Consider the following 17,985-nt stretch of genomic DNA (forward strand, 5'->3'; position numbering starts at 1 on the left):
AATAATAAAGGCCCCTGAACCTTTATTACCTCGCGGTATCCATAATTGATAAAAAATAATAATAAGTTTATTTATTAAATATAATAATCTAGAAAAAATATCATGACGAATAAGATGCTTTCTATCTTAGTGATTATTCTTATCGCAGGAGGATCATTTCTTGCAGGAGTAATGGCTAACTACACACCTGATTTAGATGTTATCAAGAAATCCGAGCGAGCTGTGGAAGACTTGTTGAATTTCCCTAAAACCGTCGAATTTAAAGATGTGAAATACCATGTCATCAGAGAGACCTCTGATCGCGGTATGTTAGGCTACGTTTGTGGTCAAGTTCTGGTATTTGATGCAAAAAATAGCTATACCTACAAACGTTTTATGGTGAAAACGTACCTGAATGAAGATGGTAGAAATATCGTTTCCATTCCGCTATTGGATAGAGACGAAATGGAATTTCCGCTTGAGGAATTTAATTACTTGTGGCGTAAAAATTGTCAGAATAGATAATTATACTTAATTGAATATTATCTATTTCTTACGAAATTAATGATTTTTCTTTGAGTCTTATTTACAGCAACATGAAGGCTTGCCTGTTAATTCTGCTTCTTGGATTGGTGGGCATTTCACCGTGCCATAAGAACAAAAAACGCAGCAATCCCCTTCTAATGGCTTTAATAATACACCGCAACCCGTGCATTCATAAAACCACTGACAAGCATTGGTTGGCATCTCTTCCATTTTCGAACACCCACATTCTGGGCACGTAATTTCAGACATCAATTCAATTTTGGCTTGACTCATTTGATCCTCGATAGGGTATTTCACAATAAATAATTCTGTTTATCCTACAAAATTATGTCGCCCTTATCCTTGCGCCAAATTAGGTTTCTCACACAAAATAAAAATGCGGTTCCAATAGCATTTCCCGCAAGGTTGATATACAGTTTTCCACTTTTTTCAAAGCACCCTAGATTTTGGAGGCGAAATGTTTATTGGTTTTGACTACGGAACATCTAACTGCTCCGTCGCAATCATGAAAGATGGCAAACCACAATTGTTACCCCTTGAAGGCAACAATTTTTATATTCCATCAACCTTGTGTGCGCCGACAAGAGAATCGGTTTCAGAGCACTTATTTCGCCATCTGAATATTTCTCCGACAGACTCAGTAGGCCAGCAAATCCTCCGACGCTCTATTGCGTTTAATCAGGATGAAGGCATTGAACTGGAGCCGGAAGATATTGTTTTCGGGCAAGCTGCGCTGGACTTATATTTAAGCGACCCTCGAGATGTCTACTATGTAAAATCACCTAAATCTTTTTTAGGTGCATCAGGCTTACACGAAACCCAAGTCAGTTTCTTCGAAGATTTAGTGTGCGCCATGATGGCAAATATCAAGCATACTGCCGAAGCAAGTACCCAACAAACCATCACTGACACCGTGATTGGTCGCCCAATTAACTTCCATGGACGTGGTGGCGAACTGGCGAACCAGCAAGCAGAAGCTATCTTATTAAAAGCGGCTAAACGTGCTGGATTTAAGAATATTGCGTTCCAGTTTGAGCCCGTTGCCGCAGGGTTAGAGTATGAATCTACCCTAACGAAAGACCAGACTATTTTAGTGGTGGATATTGGCGGGGGAACCACTGACTGTTCACTTATCCAAATGGGCCCAAGTTACAAAGACAGCCATGACCGTACAAGCTCTTTATTAGCACACACTGGTCAACGTGTTGGCGGAAACGATCTGGATATTTTCGTCGCCTTAAAACAGTTAATGCAGCTTTTTGGTATGGAAAGCCAATATCAATCGGGGATCAAAATGCCTCTGTTGCAGTTTTGGAACCCAATTGCCATTAACAATGTGGAAGCACAAAAAGAGTTTTATTCTCGCGCTAACCTCAATGCATTAACCCGCTTACAGCAAGATGCTCAAGAGCCTGCCTTGCTCGCCCGTTTGCTCGAGGTTTATCACCAAACGCTGGGTTACAGCATTGTACGCAAAGCGGAAGAGGCGAAAATCGCCCTCTCTGATGAGCAAAATTATTTAGCGAAAATTGCATTATCTAAAGAGCTGCTTGAAGTGAATATTGGACGTGATCAATTGATTGATGCGATTGAATCACCAAAAAGCAAAATGATTGAGTTGGTGAAAGAAGCCGTTGTACAAGGAGGCGTTCAGCTGGATGCTATTTTTGTCACCGGGGGTAGTGCCCGCTCGCCTATCTTACATCAAGCGATTCAAGAACAACTGCCGAACATCCCTATTGTTCGTGGTGATGATTTTGGCTCGGTTACCGCTGGGTTAGCCCGCTGGGCGCAAACCTGCTTTAAATAATCGAGTTCCCAATGCCGTTTGTGCGGCATTGGGCTTTCACGATCCTCAACTACTCTTCGAGTAAACGCCCCTCTTTTAAGTAGCTGATTTTATTTGCCATTAACTGGGCTTCGTCTTCACTGTGGGTCACCAACAACGCCGTCTGACCCGCCGCACGTAAAATATCCCGCACTTCTTGACCTAAGCGTTTTCGGCTATCAGGATCAAGGCTAGAAAGCGGTTCATCCAGCAACAGCACCGCTGGTTGCGGCGCTAACGCTCGTGCTAATGCAATACGCTGCTGCTGACCACCCGACATTTCGTGAGGATAGCGTTCCGCTAAGCCACTCAATTCTACCAAGGTTAATAGCTGTTGAACTCGAGCGTGTTGCTGCTCTTTAGGCTGTTTTCTGAGCCCAAATGCCACGTTCTGCGCCGCCGTTAAGTGAGGAAACAAGGCATAATCTTGGAAAACCATACCAACATTACGCTGTTCAGGCGGCAGGTGAAGATTTGGGCCAGCAACACAGCGGCCACCCACGTAGATGGTTCCTTGCTCTACCTGCTCAAAACCAGCAATCGCTCTCAATGCCGTGGTTTTCCCGCATCCTGAAGCCCCAAGTAAACAACCAATTCCCCCAGCATCAATATGCAAAGAAAAGCCATTAAGTACATGGTTACGTTGATGTTTGTTGCCATAAGAAACATGGACATTGTCAAGAACTAAGGTTGAATCAGACACCGAAGACATTCCTTAACATAATCATTTTTATTGAGACGACCGTTTTGATTGAGATGAAGTCAACTGACTGCGCGCTAGGAGGATCACAGGCAATGTTCCTGCTAGCACAATTAATAGTGCCGCGATCGCGCCTTCTTCATAGGTTCCTCGCGCTGCCTCTGCATATAACGAGGTTGCTAACGTCTCAAAATTCACCGGACGTAACAGTAATGTGGTCGGCAACTCTTTCATCGCATCCGCAAAGACCAACAATGCACTGGTAACAAGTGCCGGACGTAATAGTGGCAGGTGCACACGAAAGAACGTTCGCAGCTCACTTTCCCCTAACAGCCTTGAGGCTTGTTCCATACTCGGCGGAATACGGGTTAACCCAGCATCAATCGCCCCAATGGAGATCGCCATAAATCGAATTGAACAGCAGATAACCAATAAAATTCCCGTAGATAACAGCGGTAATCCTCGAAAATCCAATAGCTCAGCAAGAAAATTATCCAGTGCCATACCCGGTGTTAACAAGCCAATTGCCAACACCGTCCCGGGTACTGCATAACCCAGCGAAGCAATTTTCATCAAGGTTCGTCGCCATTCTTGAGATGAACCGGAAATCGCGCTCGCTCTTGCATACCATGCCACCACGATGCTCACCAATGTCACAACGATGGTGACACCCGCCGCCAACAATAATGAGTTTTGTAATGACTGCAACAGGCTGCTTGAGATTGTCATGCTGTCACTGATGCGTTTAAGACTTTCCCACCCCAAAAATAGCGCTGGCGCTAAAAAGCCTAACACGACGGGTAGCGCGGTGACGCACGTCGCTAATATGGCTCGCCATCCCGTCAAACGCGATGGCAGGATCCCGCGCATTTGCCGTCCAGTACTGTAACGCTGATTTTTTCGACCGTAATATTCTAATGCTAACAGCAAGATAATCACGGTTAACATCGAGCAGGCAATTTGCGCCGCAGCGGGCAGATCAGAGCGAGTCACCCATGTGGTGTACACCGTCACGGTCAATGTATTCACACCTAAAAACTCCGATGCGCCGATATCATTGAGAGTTTCCAGCAGTGCAAGGCTGGTTCCCACCACTAAGGCTGGGCGTGCCATCGGTAGCGCCACTCGGAAAAATGTCCCCGTGGAACTGAGCCCAAGGGTTCGAGCCGCTTCCAGCAAATGGGCTGGCTGGCTCATAAACATGGCTCGCATGGTCAAGTAAACATAGGGGTAAAGCACCAGACCAAGCAGCAAAATAGCACCCGTCATCGAACGAAGATCAGGGAGGCGGAATTGGCGCGGTGAGTCGTACCCTAAAACGCTACGAATAAATTCTTGAATCGGTCCAATAGGATGCAGTAAATCTAACCATGCAAACGCCACAATGTAGGTTGGCATCGCTAGAGGTAGTAACAACGCCCAGCTAAACAGCTTTCGACCTGGGAAATCAAATGCGGTCACCAGCCATGCGCACCCTGCCCCAATGGTCATCACCATGGCACCAACACCCAGCAGTAAAATTAAGGTATTTAAGGTGGCATCGGGAAGCACATAACGCATCAAATGTTCCCAATGGCTGAATCCAGAGCTTGCAGCCAGACCCAATAAAAACAACAAAGGGGTCAGAACGCCGAGCGTAATGACCACCACAGAAAGGGTTAATGGCGAGAAACCAACGCGCGGTAACCCGAAAGCCCCGCGCGTTGAGGTTAAGCCAGTTTTATTGATCGAATCCAACTTTATCTACCAACTGACTCGCTTGTTTACGGTATTTCACAATTTCGGTAAGTGGAAGAGTATCCACATTAATTTCACCAATCGCGTTATTGATGGTCGCATCCAGTGGAACGCCTTTGCGAATTGGGTATTCATAGTTTGCTTGCGCGTACAGTTGCTGTGCAGGAACAGAAACCAAATATTCCATCAACTTAACCGCTTCGGCTTTGTGAGGAGCATGACGTGCAACGGCTGCACCAGTGATGTTGACGTGCGTACCGCCATCGGTAAAGGTTGGCTGAACCACTTTGATAGCATCTCCCCATTTACGTGCGTCAGTGCCTTCTTTGGCATTTTTCATGTGACCCACATAATAAGAGTTCGCTAAACCAACATCACAGATACCGCCAAGAATATCACGCGCGACATCACGGTCTCCGCCCGTCGCTTTACGGGCTAAGTTGGCTTTCACACCGCGTAACCACGCTTCCGTTTTCGCTTCACCGTCGTGGGCAATCATTGCCGCCACTAACGCGGTGTTATACGGGTGCTGGCCTGCACGGATACAAATCTTGTCTTTCCATTTTGGATCGGCTAAATCTTCGTAAGTGATGCTAGTTAACGGCAAATCTTTTTCCGCATACAGCACGCGAGCGCGCATCGATAAACCAAACCATTGGTTATCTTTGTCGCGTAATGAAGCAGGAATAGCGTCAGTTAATACTTTTGAATCCACAGGCTGTGTAACACCTGCTTCTACTAAATCGATGAGATTCCCTGCATCCACCGTCATTAATAAGTCCGCAGGGGAGTTTTTACCTTCCGCTTTGACGCGCTCTAACATACCGTCTTTGACATAGACAGTATTGACATCAATAGCCGTTTCTTTGGTAAAGGCATCCAGCAGTGGCTGGATCAGTCCTGGTTCACGAGTGGTGTATAACGTTAAGGAATCTTTTGCCATGGCAGGCAGTGCGCAGGTAACAATAAGCGATGAGGCCAACGTAATTAAACGTGTTTTATTACGTAAAAAATACATTTTTTTCAACATGTTGCTATCTTCTCCAAGGTGAAGTGATGCTTAAACTAGTATATTGAGTATTTTTAACTGGTCGAAAAAGTATATTGATAACCAATCTCGTTTGCAAATTATTTTCATCGGTTAATAATACGCATTAATGACTATTAAAATTTATTTATAATTTATTATTTGGTATTTATTCTTTTTTGAAGGGTTTTGTTTGGGAGTATTGCAGTATCGTGCTTGAAAAATAACAGCCAGCATTACCAGAACGATAATAATGGCTGTATTCTAAAATAAGATTAATGAATTAGCATCCCAGTGATGGGTAAATGATAAAAGATCCACTGCCCCCTATCACAACGGATCATCCGAATTTCTGATGAGCATATGAATCTTTATTTAAAGCAAAAAGGCTCAAGATATTTCTTCTTGAGCCTTTTCATCTATCTAATTCAATTCACTAATCATACATAAATGTCACGCCAATCACCGACTGCACTTTCCCTGCGGTCACCTGACCTTGAGTTCTCGAATATCGTGCGCTTAGTCCTAAGTTCACCGCTGAACTTCCTACTCGACCTAACTGGACGTTTTGGTTTGCTGGGATTGCATTACCATTGCGAACCATTTGGATCCCGACCCCTTTTGCAGCATTAGCACCAGACAAGGTATTAGCAAAAATATTGCTGCTCGTATCTGTTGTACCTGTTAAATAATAGGAGATGTTTTGACTCGAAGCGCAATAGATAGATAAGGGTACCGGCTGAGCACTTCCCGGATATTCCGGTAAGTTGACCACCACATTACGCGAAGAAACATCACAACCACCAATAGGTACCACAACATCATTGTTGGCATACAAATTCCATGTAAAGGTCGATGTATTGACGTTACCTCCCCCTACTATGTTAGAACCAACTTGGTACATTACCAATGTTGCAAAGTGGGTTCCTCGGTTAACCACTACACCACCCGCCGCAGAAATTGGGGTTAAATACAATTGGGTATTCCATGCAGTGTAATTGCCCGATGGAAAATCTTGCTGGTGAGTTGGGTTAGTCAAAGGGAACGTATAGCTTGAGCCATAATACCGTAATGAGCCTCGAAAGTTATTCAATACCCCACCATAAGCGGAACCACGGATCATGTTCACTTGGTCACGTCGCGCTGATGGGTCATCGTTCTTACAAAATATTGAATTCGACAAATCGACTACTAAGTTTTGACCAGCTTGAACACTTGGCTGCAAGTTAACATACGCATTGGCAGTCACTGGGCTTTGTGTGTAGCTTAAAACGTTTCCTGTTGAGTCGTAACAGGTAAAAGCATACACCGAAGAAACACCGGCAAAATAGATAAATGCGTTAACAAAGATTAATTTAACTAGCTGTTTTATATTCATAATATTGCTCACAGATACGTGTAGGTGACATCAATTGCCGCTTGGATGGTGCCTTGTGTCGCCCCGCCTCTCACCGATATTGCTCTTACTTGTAAAGGAAAACTGGTTGAAAGCGTTGCATCGCTGACTGGCATGCGTTTTTGTGCGCCGTTATTTAAATTATTGCCCGATGAATCTTGAAGTTGCAGCTGGATATTGCCTGCCGTACCTTGGTTTTTGTAGTATCCCACCGAATCAGCGACACCTTTAAAGGTCGCCATAACTACCGATGTACCAACAGGGCAATTGGTCAAATCCAGCGACACAGTATGCCAATCCGATGCCGACCCCGGTGAGGTCAAATTGAACGTGTAAAGATCACCCAGATCCACATTAGCCGTCTTAGTTGATACCGTACAAGGTTTCGCAACAACGCTCCCATTGACTGTCACGGTTACGTCAGCCGCGTGCGTGGAGGTTATTGATGAAGATAACAGCCACAAAAATAAAGCTGTCATCATTGTTGATTTATACGTCATTCATCGCATCCTTTATTTACTGGAATTCAAGCGTAAATGTGGCGGTTGCTCGAATATGCCCTGCCGTAACGGGCAATTTTGACGCCATTAAACGTGCATTGAAATTGAGCGTATTGGCTTTTCCTGCCACTAAAGGCGTCCATGCAATATTATTTGAGTCCGCATTGAGGACTAATGGGTCTTTAGCACTGTCTAAAATCTGAATGCCTGCCCCTGTCGCATTTGCGCTACCAGGTTCTAATGCCAGCAAGGTTTTGTTACTCGAATCTGCAATACCGACAAACCCGACTTTGACTGCTGTTACCGCAGAACCGCAAGGTGTTAGCTCTATACGAAACGGTACTGTTGGCGTCACTTCCCCCACTGAGTGCAGCTGTTTCACCGCATTCAGGAGCAAATCCACCACTTGATTTTGTGAGCCAGGAGCCACGGCACAAGTGTTATCTCGTACATTGCCTGTAATGTTAATCGTGCTATCCGCCGCCAATGCATTGGAACATAAGCACAAAGAGGTCAACATTGAGGCAAAGAAAATATTCGATTTATCAAACACTATGGGCTCCTTAGAGACACTCGGCACTATACTTACTGAGGATTTCATATTGGCTTTCTGCTGGCAGTGTGTAATTGACCTTACACTGAGCATCCGCCCCATCTCCCCAACGTGCGATTAATTGTCCGGTTAATGGCAAACCAGTTAAGTAAACTTGCCCATCTTCCGCCACAATATTGCCACCACTGTTTTCACCAGAAGAAACAACTGAACCGAATGGCACCGGTTTTCCATGGCGAGTTAATGTCATCAGAACTTTGACCCCAACTTTCGGTTGGAAATCAGCGCGAACTACAGCACCACGAGTTGGCACCACATTCAGGACGGGATCATCCAGATCCACGTTGTTCGCTAACGTATTGGTATTCAAAGCAATACGGTTTTCACGATATTCAGTGGCATAAGGTAATACCGCATAGCCCCGCCAGTCAGTCTCAACCCCAGTTTGGTTTTCGACTTTCACATGTCCCGCACCCGGCGCTTTCACTAATACCACGGTATCGTTCATTGGCTGACTCAGCGTTAATCCATTTTCATGGGCTAAGACGCCCCCACTCACACCGTAGTAAACTTGGCGAATATTATCGGCATAGCTATAACCGACGTTGGCATTTCCATAAGCCCCGCGATAGTTCAGAGATGTATAACCCGTTCCTGAAGAGTTACCTTGCCCACCGCCTGCATACCCAGCTTGAACGCTATAACTTAAGTTATTGTCTTCCAATAACGTTCCGTATAAACCAGCGGTGTTATTTACGCGACCTTTGAGATCATGCGAAACATTGTAACTTGCGCTGGCATTACGCCAGATAGACTGACTGTCTGAACGTAACCAATGGCTAAAGGGAATGTTGACGTTCAATGCCAGCATTTGGTCGTTGCCATCCTGCCATGAGTTTTTGGATAGGCTGTAACTTAATCCCCAGCTAATCCCTTTAATCAGCGTGTTAATCCCTACCTGTAATTGCTTATCCGCTTTACTGGTATTCCAATACGTTTCATGACTTCCCGTCACATACATAGTGGATTGCTCACCCAGCTGCTGGGTTAGAGTTAACTGAATTTTTTCGCGCTTGTTATAAGCTAAGTTGTAATAGTCAGAAAACTTAGGTGTCACTTGGATAATGCCGTCTTGCGTCGCAAGGTTATACCCTGACATCCGCTTGTAGGTCGTATCCGCAAATGAGTAGTAACCCTTTGTTGAGTACCGGTAACCCGCCAGCTGAATAATCGTGCCCGTTTCATTCAGAGACTTGTTATATAAGAAACGAATTGACTGACCTTGATGGTTGCTGTCATCCGGTAATTTGGCATTTGCATGGGTAATATCGATAGATAACGCCCCAAAGATACCGATATTTTTACCTACTCCAGCGTTAAAAGCTTGGTAGCGATTAGCTAACTGAGTTCCACCATAGAGCGTCCAGCCATATGACAAACCGTGCAGTAACGTAGTTTGTAAGAATGTCGGTTTTTCCTGATTGCCGCTTCCCGAACGGTAATCCCCTACAGTGACGGCATATTGAGTATGCCCTTCACGTTGGAGCAACGGAACGGATGAATATGGCACGGTAAAGCTCTGTACAGATCCATCCGCTTCAGTGATCGTCACATGCAAATCACCACTATTCCCCGCAGAATAGAGATCGTTAATTACAAACGGTCCCGGTGGGAATGTGTTGCGATAGATCTCATAGCCATTTTGCTTAACAGAGACATCCGCTGTGCCGCGAGCGATCCCTCGGATCACGGGCGCAAATCCTTTTTGGCTTTCAGGCAGCATATTGTCGTCCGAAGCTAATTGGATGCCTCGGAAGTTAACGCTGTCGAAAATTTCGCCCGGTGTGTAGCTATCACCCAGCGTTAAACGAGAGCGGATCACATTGATGCCGCGCTCTAAATAGGTATTGATATGTTCCCAGCGAGTTTCACTATTTGCTGTGCCTGTGCTGTGGCTCCATGTGGAGTTATCCCGTAAGCGCCACGCGCCAAAGTTTAAACCACTTTGTAAATTCAAATAGTTATAGCTACTGTGCTTTCCGTCTTGGTTACGCGCACTGCTTCCCGTCAGGCTATAGTTTAAAATACCTGCAGTGATCCCTGAATCCCAAAGCTCCGGAGGAATAAAACCTCGTGCTTTGTCTTTCATAAACAGCTGTGGAACGGTGATATATAACCGTTGTAAGCCCACATCAAATCTCGCCGTTGAATCCTTCACGGTGGATGATAATGGTTCACAGGTATCTTTGGGCTTCGTCTGTAATTCTGGCAGCGATAATGTATTGATCCCCATCTTGGCCAATTCATTAGGCGTTAAACAAGGGGATAGCTGTTTATCATTTTTATCCAGAACAAAGTTCACATCCCGGGTAAGTAAATAACCATCATTAAGATAGACATCAACACGATAAGTCCCTTCAGGAACTTCTTGCCCTTGTTCAAACGCAGATAAATCTGCGACTGCTGAAGGATCATCCGCTAAGAAACGGGGGTTAAAATATAACTCTGCCGTCGCCCATGTTGGATAAAGGCATGCGCTTATCAAGAATGCCAGCGGAACCAAAGGAAAATGGCGTTCGAATCTGCATCCCAAAAATGATCCTTTTTTTGAAATTAATAGCCCTTTTTCAGATGTCAGATGTGACATGTCCCCTCCGCTCAACAATGTTGCTCAGCAAATTTCCAATTTGGAATGATGTTTAATTATTTTCGAGAAATAAAAACGTAAGTTTTTACTGCATTTTTCCTGTCATTTTCGGCGTTAGTGCGCCGTAATCATTAATGGTTTGGTAGCTAATAGCACCATTTCCATTAGAAGGAATATTCACTGACGCATCACCAAATGGAGGAACAAGCACATTATCCAATTTTGCTGCACCGATTTTTAAATCTGTGACAGTGGCAAAATAAGGCGTTGGGTTAACCACAATCAGTGAGCTGCCTTGGCGCTTAAAGCGTAATTCTTCAGCCACTTTATCCGGTGCAATAGAGAGACCTGTAGGACGGTAATACAGTTTAATGCGGCTAATAATCGCTAACTGCAACGTGTTCTCGCTCATGTTCGCTTTGTCCATTGCTGGAATCGCTTTCACATTCAGCCAAAACAGCGTTTCTCTGTCTTTCGGCAGTTGGTTATTGGTCGCATCAATAATGCGCAGTGTATTTTCTTTAACACCTTTCATCGTGAAAAGAGGAGGTGTAATTGCAAATTGGCTATCTTTTTGGCCATTGGCATTTTCAACCCACGATTGGATCAGAAAAACGCCCTTTTCATCATTATTGGTCACGGCAAGTTGAACCTGCTTTTGATCCGCAGGATAAATCACTCGCGTTGCACCTAATGCAACACCCGCATAAACCTGAGTGGACACGGTCGAACAGAGTAAAAGTAATAAGGCGGTAATGAACTTATATGTTTTTCTGGTTTTCATGTTTACATCTGTCCTTTTTTTACTAAAAAATGAAATCAATATGTCACTGTCTTTTTCGATATTTTTATTCATAAGTCAGTGAGAATAGTGCTTGTGCATTCGCTTTTCCGCCCATGATGTTCTCGCTCGTCGAGCGATACTTAGCAACAAAATGCAATGTCATATCCCCATCACGCAGATTAGCTATTTTACGTGGAGCACTATTCACCGGAATTAAGGTATTTTTTGAATCAAAAATGGCTACTCCTACACCTTTCGCGGTGCTAGGCCCATCGCCGATGGAAAAAATATCTGGGTTCCTTTCATTAGCCACACCGTTGAAGGTTATGGATATATACTCACTGACCGCATCGCTACACTCTCGTAGGTGAAGATCAAACGCAGTCGGTGCTGAATCTTGGCCTGGAGCCTTGAATGCATTGGTGCGCACTTGCCCCATATTCACTACCAAATTACGATCTGAAGTTTCAACAGTGCAGCCTTCTGCAATTAACTCCCCTTGAAAGCGCATCCCGCCACCAGGAAGTTGAACTTTCCATTTATTCCCAGCTTGCAAAAATGGAGAAAACAGAAGGAGTGAAACTGCCAGCAGCTCTCTCATAAACTTCCACCTTTTGGTTCGTGAATAAAAGCCATCCTTGGCTTATCAAATGGGATATCCCTAATCCTTTTTAATGATTACTCGTATTGAACTGCGAAGGTTGCATCTGCGTTAGCAACACCAGCAGTTGTTGCACCCAGTGCGAAGTAACGAGCTTGGAATGGCAGAACGTTTGCACCGTCATTCAGAGTGATAGGGTTACTGAATGTTGCACCATCCAGACCCAGAGGCGCGCTCTTACCATCTAAAATTTGGATACCAACGTTAGTCGCTGCACCTGAAGCTGAAGAAGCAACAGATAATACTGTTGGGTTAGTTGCATCTGCAGCAACACCGGTAAAGGCAACTTTTGCAGAAGTAGCAACTGTTGTATCACAGTCGTTTAATTGGATATTGAAACCAACAGAACCACTGGTATCGCCCAATTTAGCTAATTTAGCTGTACGAACTTGACCTAAACGAACAGTTTGCTCTACAGAACCAGCATCAACAGCACACGCTGCATTCACTAGCTCACCTTTAAAGTGTACTTGACCGCCGTTTACGGTTGTTGTTGCAGCCATTGCAGCGACTGAACCTAAAGATAAAGCTGAAATAACAACAAGTGCTAGTGATTTAAGGAAGGTGCGAACAAGTCCCATGTGTGGTCTGCGTCGGCTTACTGGCTTGGATGCAAGGCGTGGTTCGCAGCAAATGGCCCTAGGGAAGGTGCGAATAAGTCCGAGATGTGAGATCATCGTATTGTAACCTGAACCCAGAATGAGTAACCGGATGAGCCAGCAACTGACTTTTGCCGATAGTGAGTTTTCCAGTAAACGCCGCCAGACCCGCAAAGAAGTTTTGCTTGGCAGAATGGATGACTTGCTTCCCTGGGACAAATTACTTGGCGTTATCGAGCCTGTGTATCCCAAGGCCGGTAATGGTCGCAGGCCCTATCCGCTGGAAACCATGCTGCGTATTCACTGCATGCAGCAATGGTACAACCTGAGCGATGAGGCCATGGAAGATGCCCTCTATGAAATCGCCTCCATGCGCCAATTTGCTCGCCTGTCACTGGATAAAGCCATTCCAGACCGCACTACCATCATGAATTTCCGGCATTTGCTGGAGCAGCATGAACTGGCCCGCAAAATCTTCAGTACCGTTAATCACTGGCTAGCAGAGTGTGGCGTTCTAATGACCCAGGGCACCTTGGTGGATGCCACCATCATTCAAGCCCCCAGCTCTACCAAAAACAAACACAACAGCCGTGATGAAGACATGCACCAGACCAAGAAAGGTAACCAGTGGTACTTCGGCATGAAAGCGCACATTGGCGTGGACGCCAAAAGTGGCCTGACCCACAGTCTGGTGACCACGGCGGCTAACGAGCACGACCTCAATCAGGTTGGCAAGTTACTGCATGGCGATGAAGAGTTTATCTCAGCCGATGCTGGTTATCAGGGGGCCGAAAAGCGCGATGAGCTCAGCGATGTCAGCGCAGACTGGCTTATCGCCAAGCGTCCCGGCAAAGTGAATGCATTGAAGCAACACCCGCGCAAGAACAAGCTGGCCATCCGTTACGAATACCTGAAAGCGAGTATCCGAGCGAAGGTTGAGCATCCATTTCGGATAGTAAAATGTCAGTTTGGTTTCGTCAAAGCCAGGTACAAGGGGCTGGCTAAAAATGACAGTCAACTGGCGATGTTATTCACCCTGGCGAACCTGGTTCGAGTTGACCAATTGATACGGGCACAGGCGAGATCTACCTGAAATGAGGAAATTGGCCTGAAACAGGGCCAAAATCAGCCACGAAGAGACGATTTTGGGCTGAAAATTGGAAAATTGAGCCACAGGACGTCGATAAAGGACGGTTTGGGGCGTCATATCGGGAGCTGCGGACCACTTAATCGCAGCTTCCTTAGATAACAGTACTGTAGAGCGATTATCAAATTCTTTTGAAGATACTTTAGTGCCTGTATGGGAATTAGGTACTGCCTACAATATGGCAAAAATGGAAGGAATACATGATAGTAAAAATCCTAACTTTCGCTCAGTGTATGGATTATTAAAAGATCCAAATACATTGCGTGGAATTACGACGCTTTTGCGAACAATGCAAATTGTCGGTTCTCGATTATCTCAATCCCAAGGAGGGTAATTTTTCGGAGGTGGTATGAGTTTAGATATAAAGCATTCTTTCGAAACACGGGCAATTCATAGTCACTATAATGCACAAGATCATTTAGGTTCACTGGCATCGCCAATTTATCAAACATCGACTTATGTATTTAAAAGTGTCGAAGAGGGAGCTGCCTGTTTTAGTGGTGAAAAAGATGGCTATATTTATACCCGAATTAATAACCCAACATTAAATCTATTGGAAAATAGAATTGCTTCCCTTGAAGAAGGGGAGGCAGCAATTGTGTTCTCGTCAGGTATGGGCGCAATCACAGCAACATTTTGGACATTATTAAATCCGGGTGATGAACTGTTAGTGGACTTAACGGTTTATGGTTGTACTTATGCCTTTTTTCATCATGGATTGGCTAGATTTGGTGTGAAAGTTAAGCACATTGATATGAGTGCTCCAGAGAATGTCGCGAAAGCCATTACGGAAAAAACGCGCATGATATTTTTTGAGTCACCCGCTAACCCGAACATGCGTTTGGTGGATATTGCTGCAGTGAGTGAAATTGCGCATCGACATAATATCTTAGTGGCGGTCGATAACACCTACTGCACGCCGTATATTCAAAAACCACTAACACTGGGGGCGGATATTGTGCTGCATTCTTTGACCAAGTACATGAATGGTCATGGGGATGCTATGGGAGGAGCGGTAGCCACAACGGCAGAGTGTGCAAAACTCATTCGATTAGTTGGTTTGAAAGATATGACGGGAGCATGTTTATCTCCTCATGATGCTAACCTAATTATTCGAGGGATGAAAACCTTGTCTGTTCGTATGGATAGGATAGTCCAGAGCACACAGAAAATTGCGGAATATTTAGAAGTGAACCCAAAAGTCGCTACCATTATGTACCCGGGGTTACCGAGTTTTGAGCAGTATCAGTTAGCCCAAAAGCAGATGAAATTAGCCGGAGGCATGATTGCATTTGAACTAAAAGGGGGACTTGAAGCTGGTAAGCAGTTCTTAAACCATTTAGCGCTGTTCTCTAGAGCGGTGAGTTTGGGAGATTGCGAGTCGTTGGCACAGCATCCTGCTAGTATGACTCATTCAACCTATACACGGGAAGAAAGGCTACAATATGGTATTAGTGATGGGCTGATTCGACTATCGATTGGTTTAGAAAATGTGGATGAGCTAATTGCGGATATCGAACAAGCGCTTGCATCAGCATGATGTTGATGCGCTAGCGGTTCCATAGAATCGAAAAACATTAAAAAACAGCCCTAGATCTGCTCGACCTAGGGCTGTTTTATTGACCTCTTAATGAAAAGGGATCAGCGTTTTTGGTAATAACGCATTGCAAAGAAGGTGATACTGAGTAAAGCCACCCACACAAAGCCTACAATCAGCGCCACTTGTGTATCTTTAAAGAAGCCTAATAAGGCGATAACAAACACCATAAATGCGATGGTGATTGCTGGGCCTACAGGCCAGAAAGGCACAGGGAATTTCAGTTTTTTGACTTCTTCTTGGCTCATTTTACGGCGCATGGCTACTTGAGACAGTAAGATCATTAACCAGACCCACACCGTCGCGAAGGTCGCAATTGACGCGATGATCACAAAGATTTTTTCTGGTAACAGGTAGTTCAGGTAAACCCCCAATAACATCACAACGGACATCACCAGCACGGTCACCCATGGAACACCGCTTTTGGTCAGTTTGGTAAAGACCTTAGGAGCCTGTCCATCTTGAGCCATGCCATACATCATGCGGCCTGCACCAAAAATATCACTGTTGATAGCGGAAATTGCTGCGGTGATCACCACGATATTCAAGATATTTGCTGCAGATTGAATACCTAAGCTATCGAAGATTTGGACAAACGGGCTACCGTTTTGACCGATTTGGTTCCATGGATAGATACACATCAGGATAAACAGCGTTAATCCATAGAATAATAGAATACGGATAGGTACAGCATTGATAGCTTTCGGAATAGTTTTTTCAGGGTTTTGCGCTTCACTTGCCGTGATACCAATCACCTCAATACCACCAAAAGCAAACATAACGATTGCGAGAGAGGCAATTACCCCTTCAATGCCATTTGGCATAAAGCCGCCATGCTCCCACAAGTTTTGGATACCCACTTGATGGCTAGTTTCTTGACCAAAACCGTAGATCATCAAGAAGGCACCACCGACAATCATGGCAATAATGGCGCTAACTTTAATAATCGATAGCCAGAATTCCATCTCACCAAAAATCTTAACGTGGCAAAGATTGAGGGCGCTAATAAATAGCACAATACTCAATACCCAGACCCATTGGTCGACATGTGGGAACCAGAACCCCATGTACATCCCGAAGGCTGTAATATCGGCTAAACAGACCACCAGCATTTCAAATACATAGTTCCAGCCTGTTAAAAAGCCCGCTAGAGGCCCCATATAATGGCTTGCGTAGTGAGAGAATGAACCTGGGACTGGATGATGAACTGCCATTTCGCCGAGGGCGCGCATCACCATAAATACGGCGGCACCACCTAACATATAGGCAAGTAACACCGCGGGACCTGCAGCCTGAATCGCAGACGCAGAACCGTAGAATAGCCCAGTACCAATCGCTGACCCTAAGGCCATAAAGCGAATGTGCCGGACACTCAGCCCCTTTCTGAGTTGATTTTGTTCACTACTTTGCATGTCTTTTCCTGTCATTGACTTTATTTCGAAATATTGTACCGAATATTGTTTCGGTTTCGTTGTTTGAGTTGACGTACTTTCCTGAACGCAGGGTGACTACATTATCACAAAGTGCATTGCCCGCGAGATAGATATCTGCAATATAATATGCGCCAAATGGAATCTTCTAGGAGCAATATGAAATACCCAATTAATGAAATCTTCCAAACTTTACAGGGGGAAGGTGTTTTTACTGGCGTCCCTGCTGTTTTTATTCGTTTGCAAGGCTGTCCAGTTGGCTGTAGTTGGTGCGATACCAAACAGACCTGGGACAAAGAGCCCGCGAAGGAATCCACATTGGGTGATATTGCATTAAAAACACAAGACAGTGATTTATGGGCAATGTCCGATGCCGAAAGCCTAATCCAACTGATGCAACAAAACGGCTATACCGCAAAACACATTGTGATAACGGGTGGCGAGCCGTGCATTTATGATTTAACTGCCTTAACACAATCCCTTGAAGCGAATGGGTTTCAATGTCAGATAGAAACCAGCGGCACTTACCCAATCATCTGCACCGAAAATACTTGGGTCACTGTCTCGCCGAAAGTGGGGATGAAAGGTGGATTACAAGTGCTCGAACAAGCGATTAATCGTGCCAATGAAATCAAGCATCCTGTGGCGCGTGAAAAGGATATTGAAGCCCTTGACCAGCTATTATCTTTGCGAACTCAGGGGGAGCCACCGATTGTGGAGCTTCAGCCTATTAGCCAAAAAGTATCAGCGACGAAGTTATGTATCGATACCTGCATTCAACGCAACTGGCGGTTATCCATTCAAACCCATAAATATCTGAATATTCAGTAATCACTATGTCTTTGAGCTGTAGG

The 17,985-nt window shown here is 44.9% G+C and carries 17 protein-coding genes; 5 read left to right on the forward strand and 12 right to left on the reverse strand.

Going from position 1 to position 17,985, the window contains the following annotated elements; all coding sequences use genetic code 11:
* Positions 1-102 precede the first annotated feature (102 nt).
* Positions 103-504 (forward strand): hypothetical protein, encoded by a 402-nt coding sequence (locus H0913_RS13710; protein WP_154602475.1) that lies wholly within the window; start codon positions 103-105, stop codon positions 502-504.
* Positions 505-561: 57 nt separating this feature from the next.
* Here H0913_RS13710 and H0913_RS13715 read toward each other — a convergent pair whose 3' ends face one another.
* Positions 562-798 carry a GDCCVxC domain-containing (seleno)protein gene (locus tag H0913_RS13715; protein ID WP_154602474.1) on the reverse strand — a complete coding sequence of 79 codons (237 nt, stop codon included), beginning with the start codon at positions 796-798 and terminating at the stop codon, positions 562-564.
* A 184-nt stretch (positions 799-982) separates the two neighbouring features.
* On the opposite strand from H0913_RS13715, the gene yegD reads away from it, so the two are divergent.
* The gene (yegD, locus tag H0913_RS13720) at positions 983-2,335 is read left to right on the forward strand and encodes a molecular chaperone (protein WP_181477434.1); all 1,353 of its coding nucleotides are present in this window, start codon (positions 983-985) and stop codon (positions 2,333-2,335) included.
* 49 nt (positions 2,336-2,384) lie between these two features.
* On the opposite strand, the gene H0913_RS13725 is transcribed toward yegD, so the two are convergent.
* From H0913_RS13725 to fimA, 10 genes are all read right to left on the reverse strand, one after another.
* A complete protein-coding gene (locus H0913_RS13725) occupies positions 2,385-3,056 on the reverse strand; it encodes an ABC transporter ATP-binding protein (protein WP_181477435.1) in 672 nt (223 codons plus the stop codon).
* Positions 3,057-3,083: 27 nt separating this feature from the next.
* The gene (locus tag H0913_RS13730; protein WP_181477436.1) at positions 3,084-4,790 is read right to left on the reverse strand and encodes an ABC transporter permease; all 1,707 of its coding nucleotides are present in this window, start codon (positions 4,788-4,790) and stop codon (positions 3,084-3,086) included.
* Positions 4,774-5,808 carry a Fe(3+) ABC transporter substrate-binding protein gene (locus H0913_RS13735; RefSeq protein ID WP_036952248.1) on the reverse strand — a complete coding sequence of 345 codons (1,035 nt, stop codon included), beginning with the start codon at positions 5,806-5,808 and terminating at the stop codon, positions 4,774-4,776. Before H0913_RS13735 ends, H0913_RS13730 begins: the two co-directional genes overlap by 17 nt.
* Before the next feature lie 445 nt (positions 5,809-6,253).
* Entirely contained in the window at positions 6,254-7,195 is a 942-nt protein-coding gene (locus H0913_RS13740; RefSeq protein WP_036952121.1) for a fimbrial protein, read from the reverse strand.
* Between the two features lie 8 nt (positions 7,196-7,203).
* Positions 7,204-7,695: a fimbrial protein gene (locus H0913_RS13745; RefSeq protein WP_420720249.1), complete on the reverse strand. Its 492-nt coding sequence runs from the start codon at positions 7,693-7,695 to the stop codon at positions 7,204-7,206.
* Between the two features lie 34 nt (positions 7,696-7,729).
* Positions 7,730-8,314: a fimbrial protein gene (locus tag H0913_RS13750; protein WP_154602469.1), complete on the reverse strand. Its 585-nt coding sequence runs from the start codon at positions 8,312-8,314 to the stop codon at positions 7,730-7,732.
* Positions 8,277-10,913, reverse strand: a complete 2,637-nt coding sequence (locus tag H0913_RS13755) for a fimbrial biogenesis usher protein (protein ID WP_181477438.1) — start codon at positions 10,911-10,913, stop codon at positions 8,277-8,279. The genes H0913_RS13750 and H0913_RS13755 overlap by 38 nt, the downstream gene beginning before the upstream one ends.
* 85 nt (positions 10,914-10,998) lie before the next feature.
* The gene (locus tag H0913_RS13760) at positions 10,999-11,697 is read right to left on the reverse strand and encodes a fimbria/pilus periplasmic chaperone (RefSeq protein ID WP_154602467.1); all 699 of its coding nucleotides are present in this window, start codon (positions 11,695-11,697) and stop codon (positions 10,999-11,001) included.
* Positions 11,698-11,761: 64 nt separating this feature from the next.
* Complete coding sequence (locus H0913_RS13765; RefSeq protein WP_154602466.1) at positions 11,762-12,298, reverse strand: fimbrial protein; 537 nt, start codon at positions 12,296-12,298, stop codon at positions 11,762-11,764.
* A 77-nt stretch (positions 12,299-12,375) separates the two neighbouring features.
* A complete protein-coding gene (fimA, locus tag H0913_RS13770) occupies positions 12,376-12,939 on the reverse strand; it encodes a type 1 fimbrial major subunit FimA (protein WP_181478797.1) in 564 nt (187 codons plus the stop codon).
* A gap of 130 nt (positions 12,940-13,069) precedes the next feature.
* On the opposite strand from fimA, the gene H0913_RS13775 reads away from it, so the two are divergent.
* Together H0913_RS13775 and megL are read left to right on the forward strand one after the other, a co-directional pair.
* Positions 13,070-14,050 (forward strand): IS5-like element ISEc68 family transposase, encoded by a 981-nt coding sequence (locus tag H0913_RS13775; protein WP_181478652.1) that lies wholly within the window; start codon positions 13,070-13,072, stop codon positions 14,048-14,050.
* A 403-nt stretch (positions 14,051-14,453) separates the two neighbouring features.
* On the forward strand, positions 14,454-15,644 hold the full coding sequence (gene megL / locus H0913_RS13780) for a methionine gamma-lyase (protein WP_181477439.1): 1,191 nt from the start codon (positions 14,454-14,456) through the stop codon (positions 15,642-15,644).
* A 101-nt stretch (positions 15,645-15,745) separates the two neighbouring features.
* Here the strand turns inward: megL and H0913_RS13785 are convergent, their stop codons facing one another.
* The gene (locus H0913_RS13785) at positions 15,746-17,113 is read right to left on the reverse strand and encodes an amino acid permease (RefSeq protein ID WP_154602355.1); all 1,368 of its coding nucleotides are present in this window, start codon (positions 17,111-17,113) and stop codon (positions 15,746-15,748) included.
* A 177-nt stretch (positions 17,114-17,290) separates the two neighbouring features.
* Between H0913_RS13785 and queE the strand changes: the two genes are divergently transcribed.
* Entirely contained in the window at positions 17,291-17,962 is a 672-nt protein-coding gene (queE, locus tag H0913_RS13790; RefSeq protein ID WP_181477440.1) for a 7-carboxy-7-deazaguanine synthase QueE, read from the forward strand.
* Positions 17,963-17,985 lie beyond the last annotated feature (23 nt).

The organism is Providencia rettgeri (assembly GCF_013702265.1).
Classification (GTDB): Bacteria; Pseudomonadota; Gammaproteobacteria; order Enterobacterales; family Enterobacteriaceae; genus Providencia; species Providencia zhijiangensis.

What these genes read in the sequence shown, in the direction of transcription:
- H0913_RS13710 (WP_154602475.1), top strand. Translation starts at nt 103, where the DNA reads ATGACGAATAAGATGCTTTCTATCTTAGTGATTATTCTTATCGCAGGA.
- H0913_RS13715 (WP_154602474.1), bottom strand. Translation starts at nt 798, where the DNA reads ATGAGTCAAGCCAAAATTGAATTGATGTCTGAAATTACGTGCCCAGAA.
- yegD (WP_181477434.1), top strand. Translation starts at nt 983, where the DNA reads ATGTTTATTGGTTTTGACTACGGAACATCTAACTGCTCCGTCGCAATC.
- H0913_RS13735 (WP_036952248.1), bottom strand. Translation starts at nt 5,808, where the DNA reads ATGTATTTTTTACGTAATAAAACACGTTTAATTACGTTGGCCTCATCG.
- H0913_RS13740 (WP_036952121.1), bottom strand. Translation starts at nt 7,195, where the DNA reads ATGAATATAAAACAGCTAGTTAAATTAATCTTTGTTAACGCATTTATC.
- H0913_RS13745 (WP_420720249.1), bottom strand. Translation starts at nt 7,695, where the DNA reads ATGATGACAGCTTTATTTTTGTGGCTGTTATCTTCATCAATAACCTCC.
- H0913_RS13750 (WP_154602469.1), bottom strand. Translation starts at nt 8,314, where the DNA reads ATGAAATCCTCAGTAAGTATAGTGCCGAGTGTCTCTAAGGAGCCCATA.
- H0913_RS13755 (WP_181477438.1), bottom strand. Translation starts at nt 10,913, where the DNA reads ATGTCACATCTGACATCTGAAAAAGGGCTATTAATTTCAAAAAAAGGA.
- H0913_RS13760 (WP_154602467.1), bottom strand. Translation starts at nt 11,697, where the DNA reads ATGAAAACCAGAAAAACATATAAGTTCATTACCGCCTTATTACTTTTA.
- H0913_RS13765 (WP_154602466.1), bottom strand. Translation starts at nt 12,298, where the DNA reads ATGAGAGAGCTGCTGGCAGTTTCACTCCTTCTGTTTTCTCCATTTTTG.
- fimA (WP_181478797.1), bottom strand. Translation starts at nt 12,939, where the DNA reads ATGGGACTTGTTCGCACCTTCCTTAAATCACTAGCACTTGTTGTTATT.
- H0913_RS13775 (WP_181478652.1), top strand. Translation starts at nt 13,070, where the DNA reads ATGAGCCAGCAACTGACTTTTGCCGATAGTGAGTTTTCCAGTAAACGC.
- megL (WP_181477439.1), top strand. Translation starts at nt 14,454, where the DNA reads ATGAGTTTAGATATAAAGCATTCTTTCGAAACACGGGCAATTCATAGT.
- H0913_RS13785 (WP_154602355.1), bottom strand. Translation starts at nt 17,113, where the DNA reads ATGCAAAGTAGTGAACAAAATCAACTCAGAAAGGGGCTGAGTGTCCGG.
- queE (WP_181477440.1), top strand. Translation starts at nt 17,291, where the DNA reads ATGAAATACCCAATTAATGAAATCTTCCAAACTTTACAGGGGGAAGGT.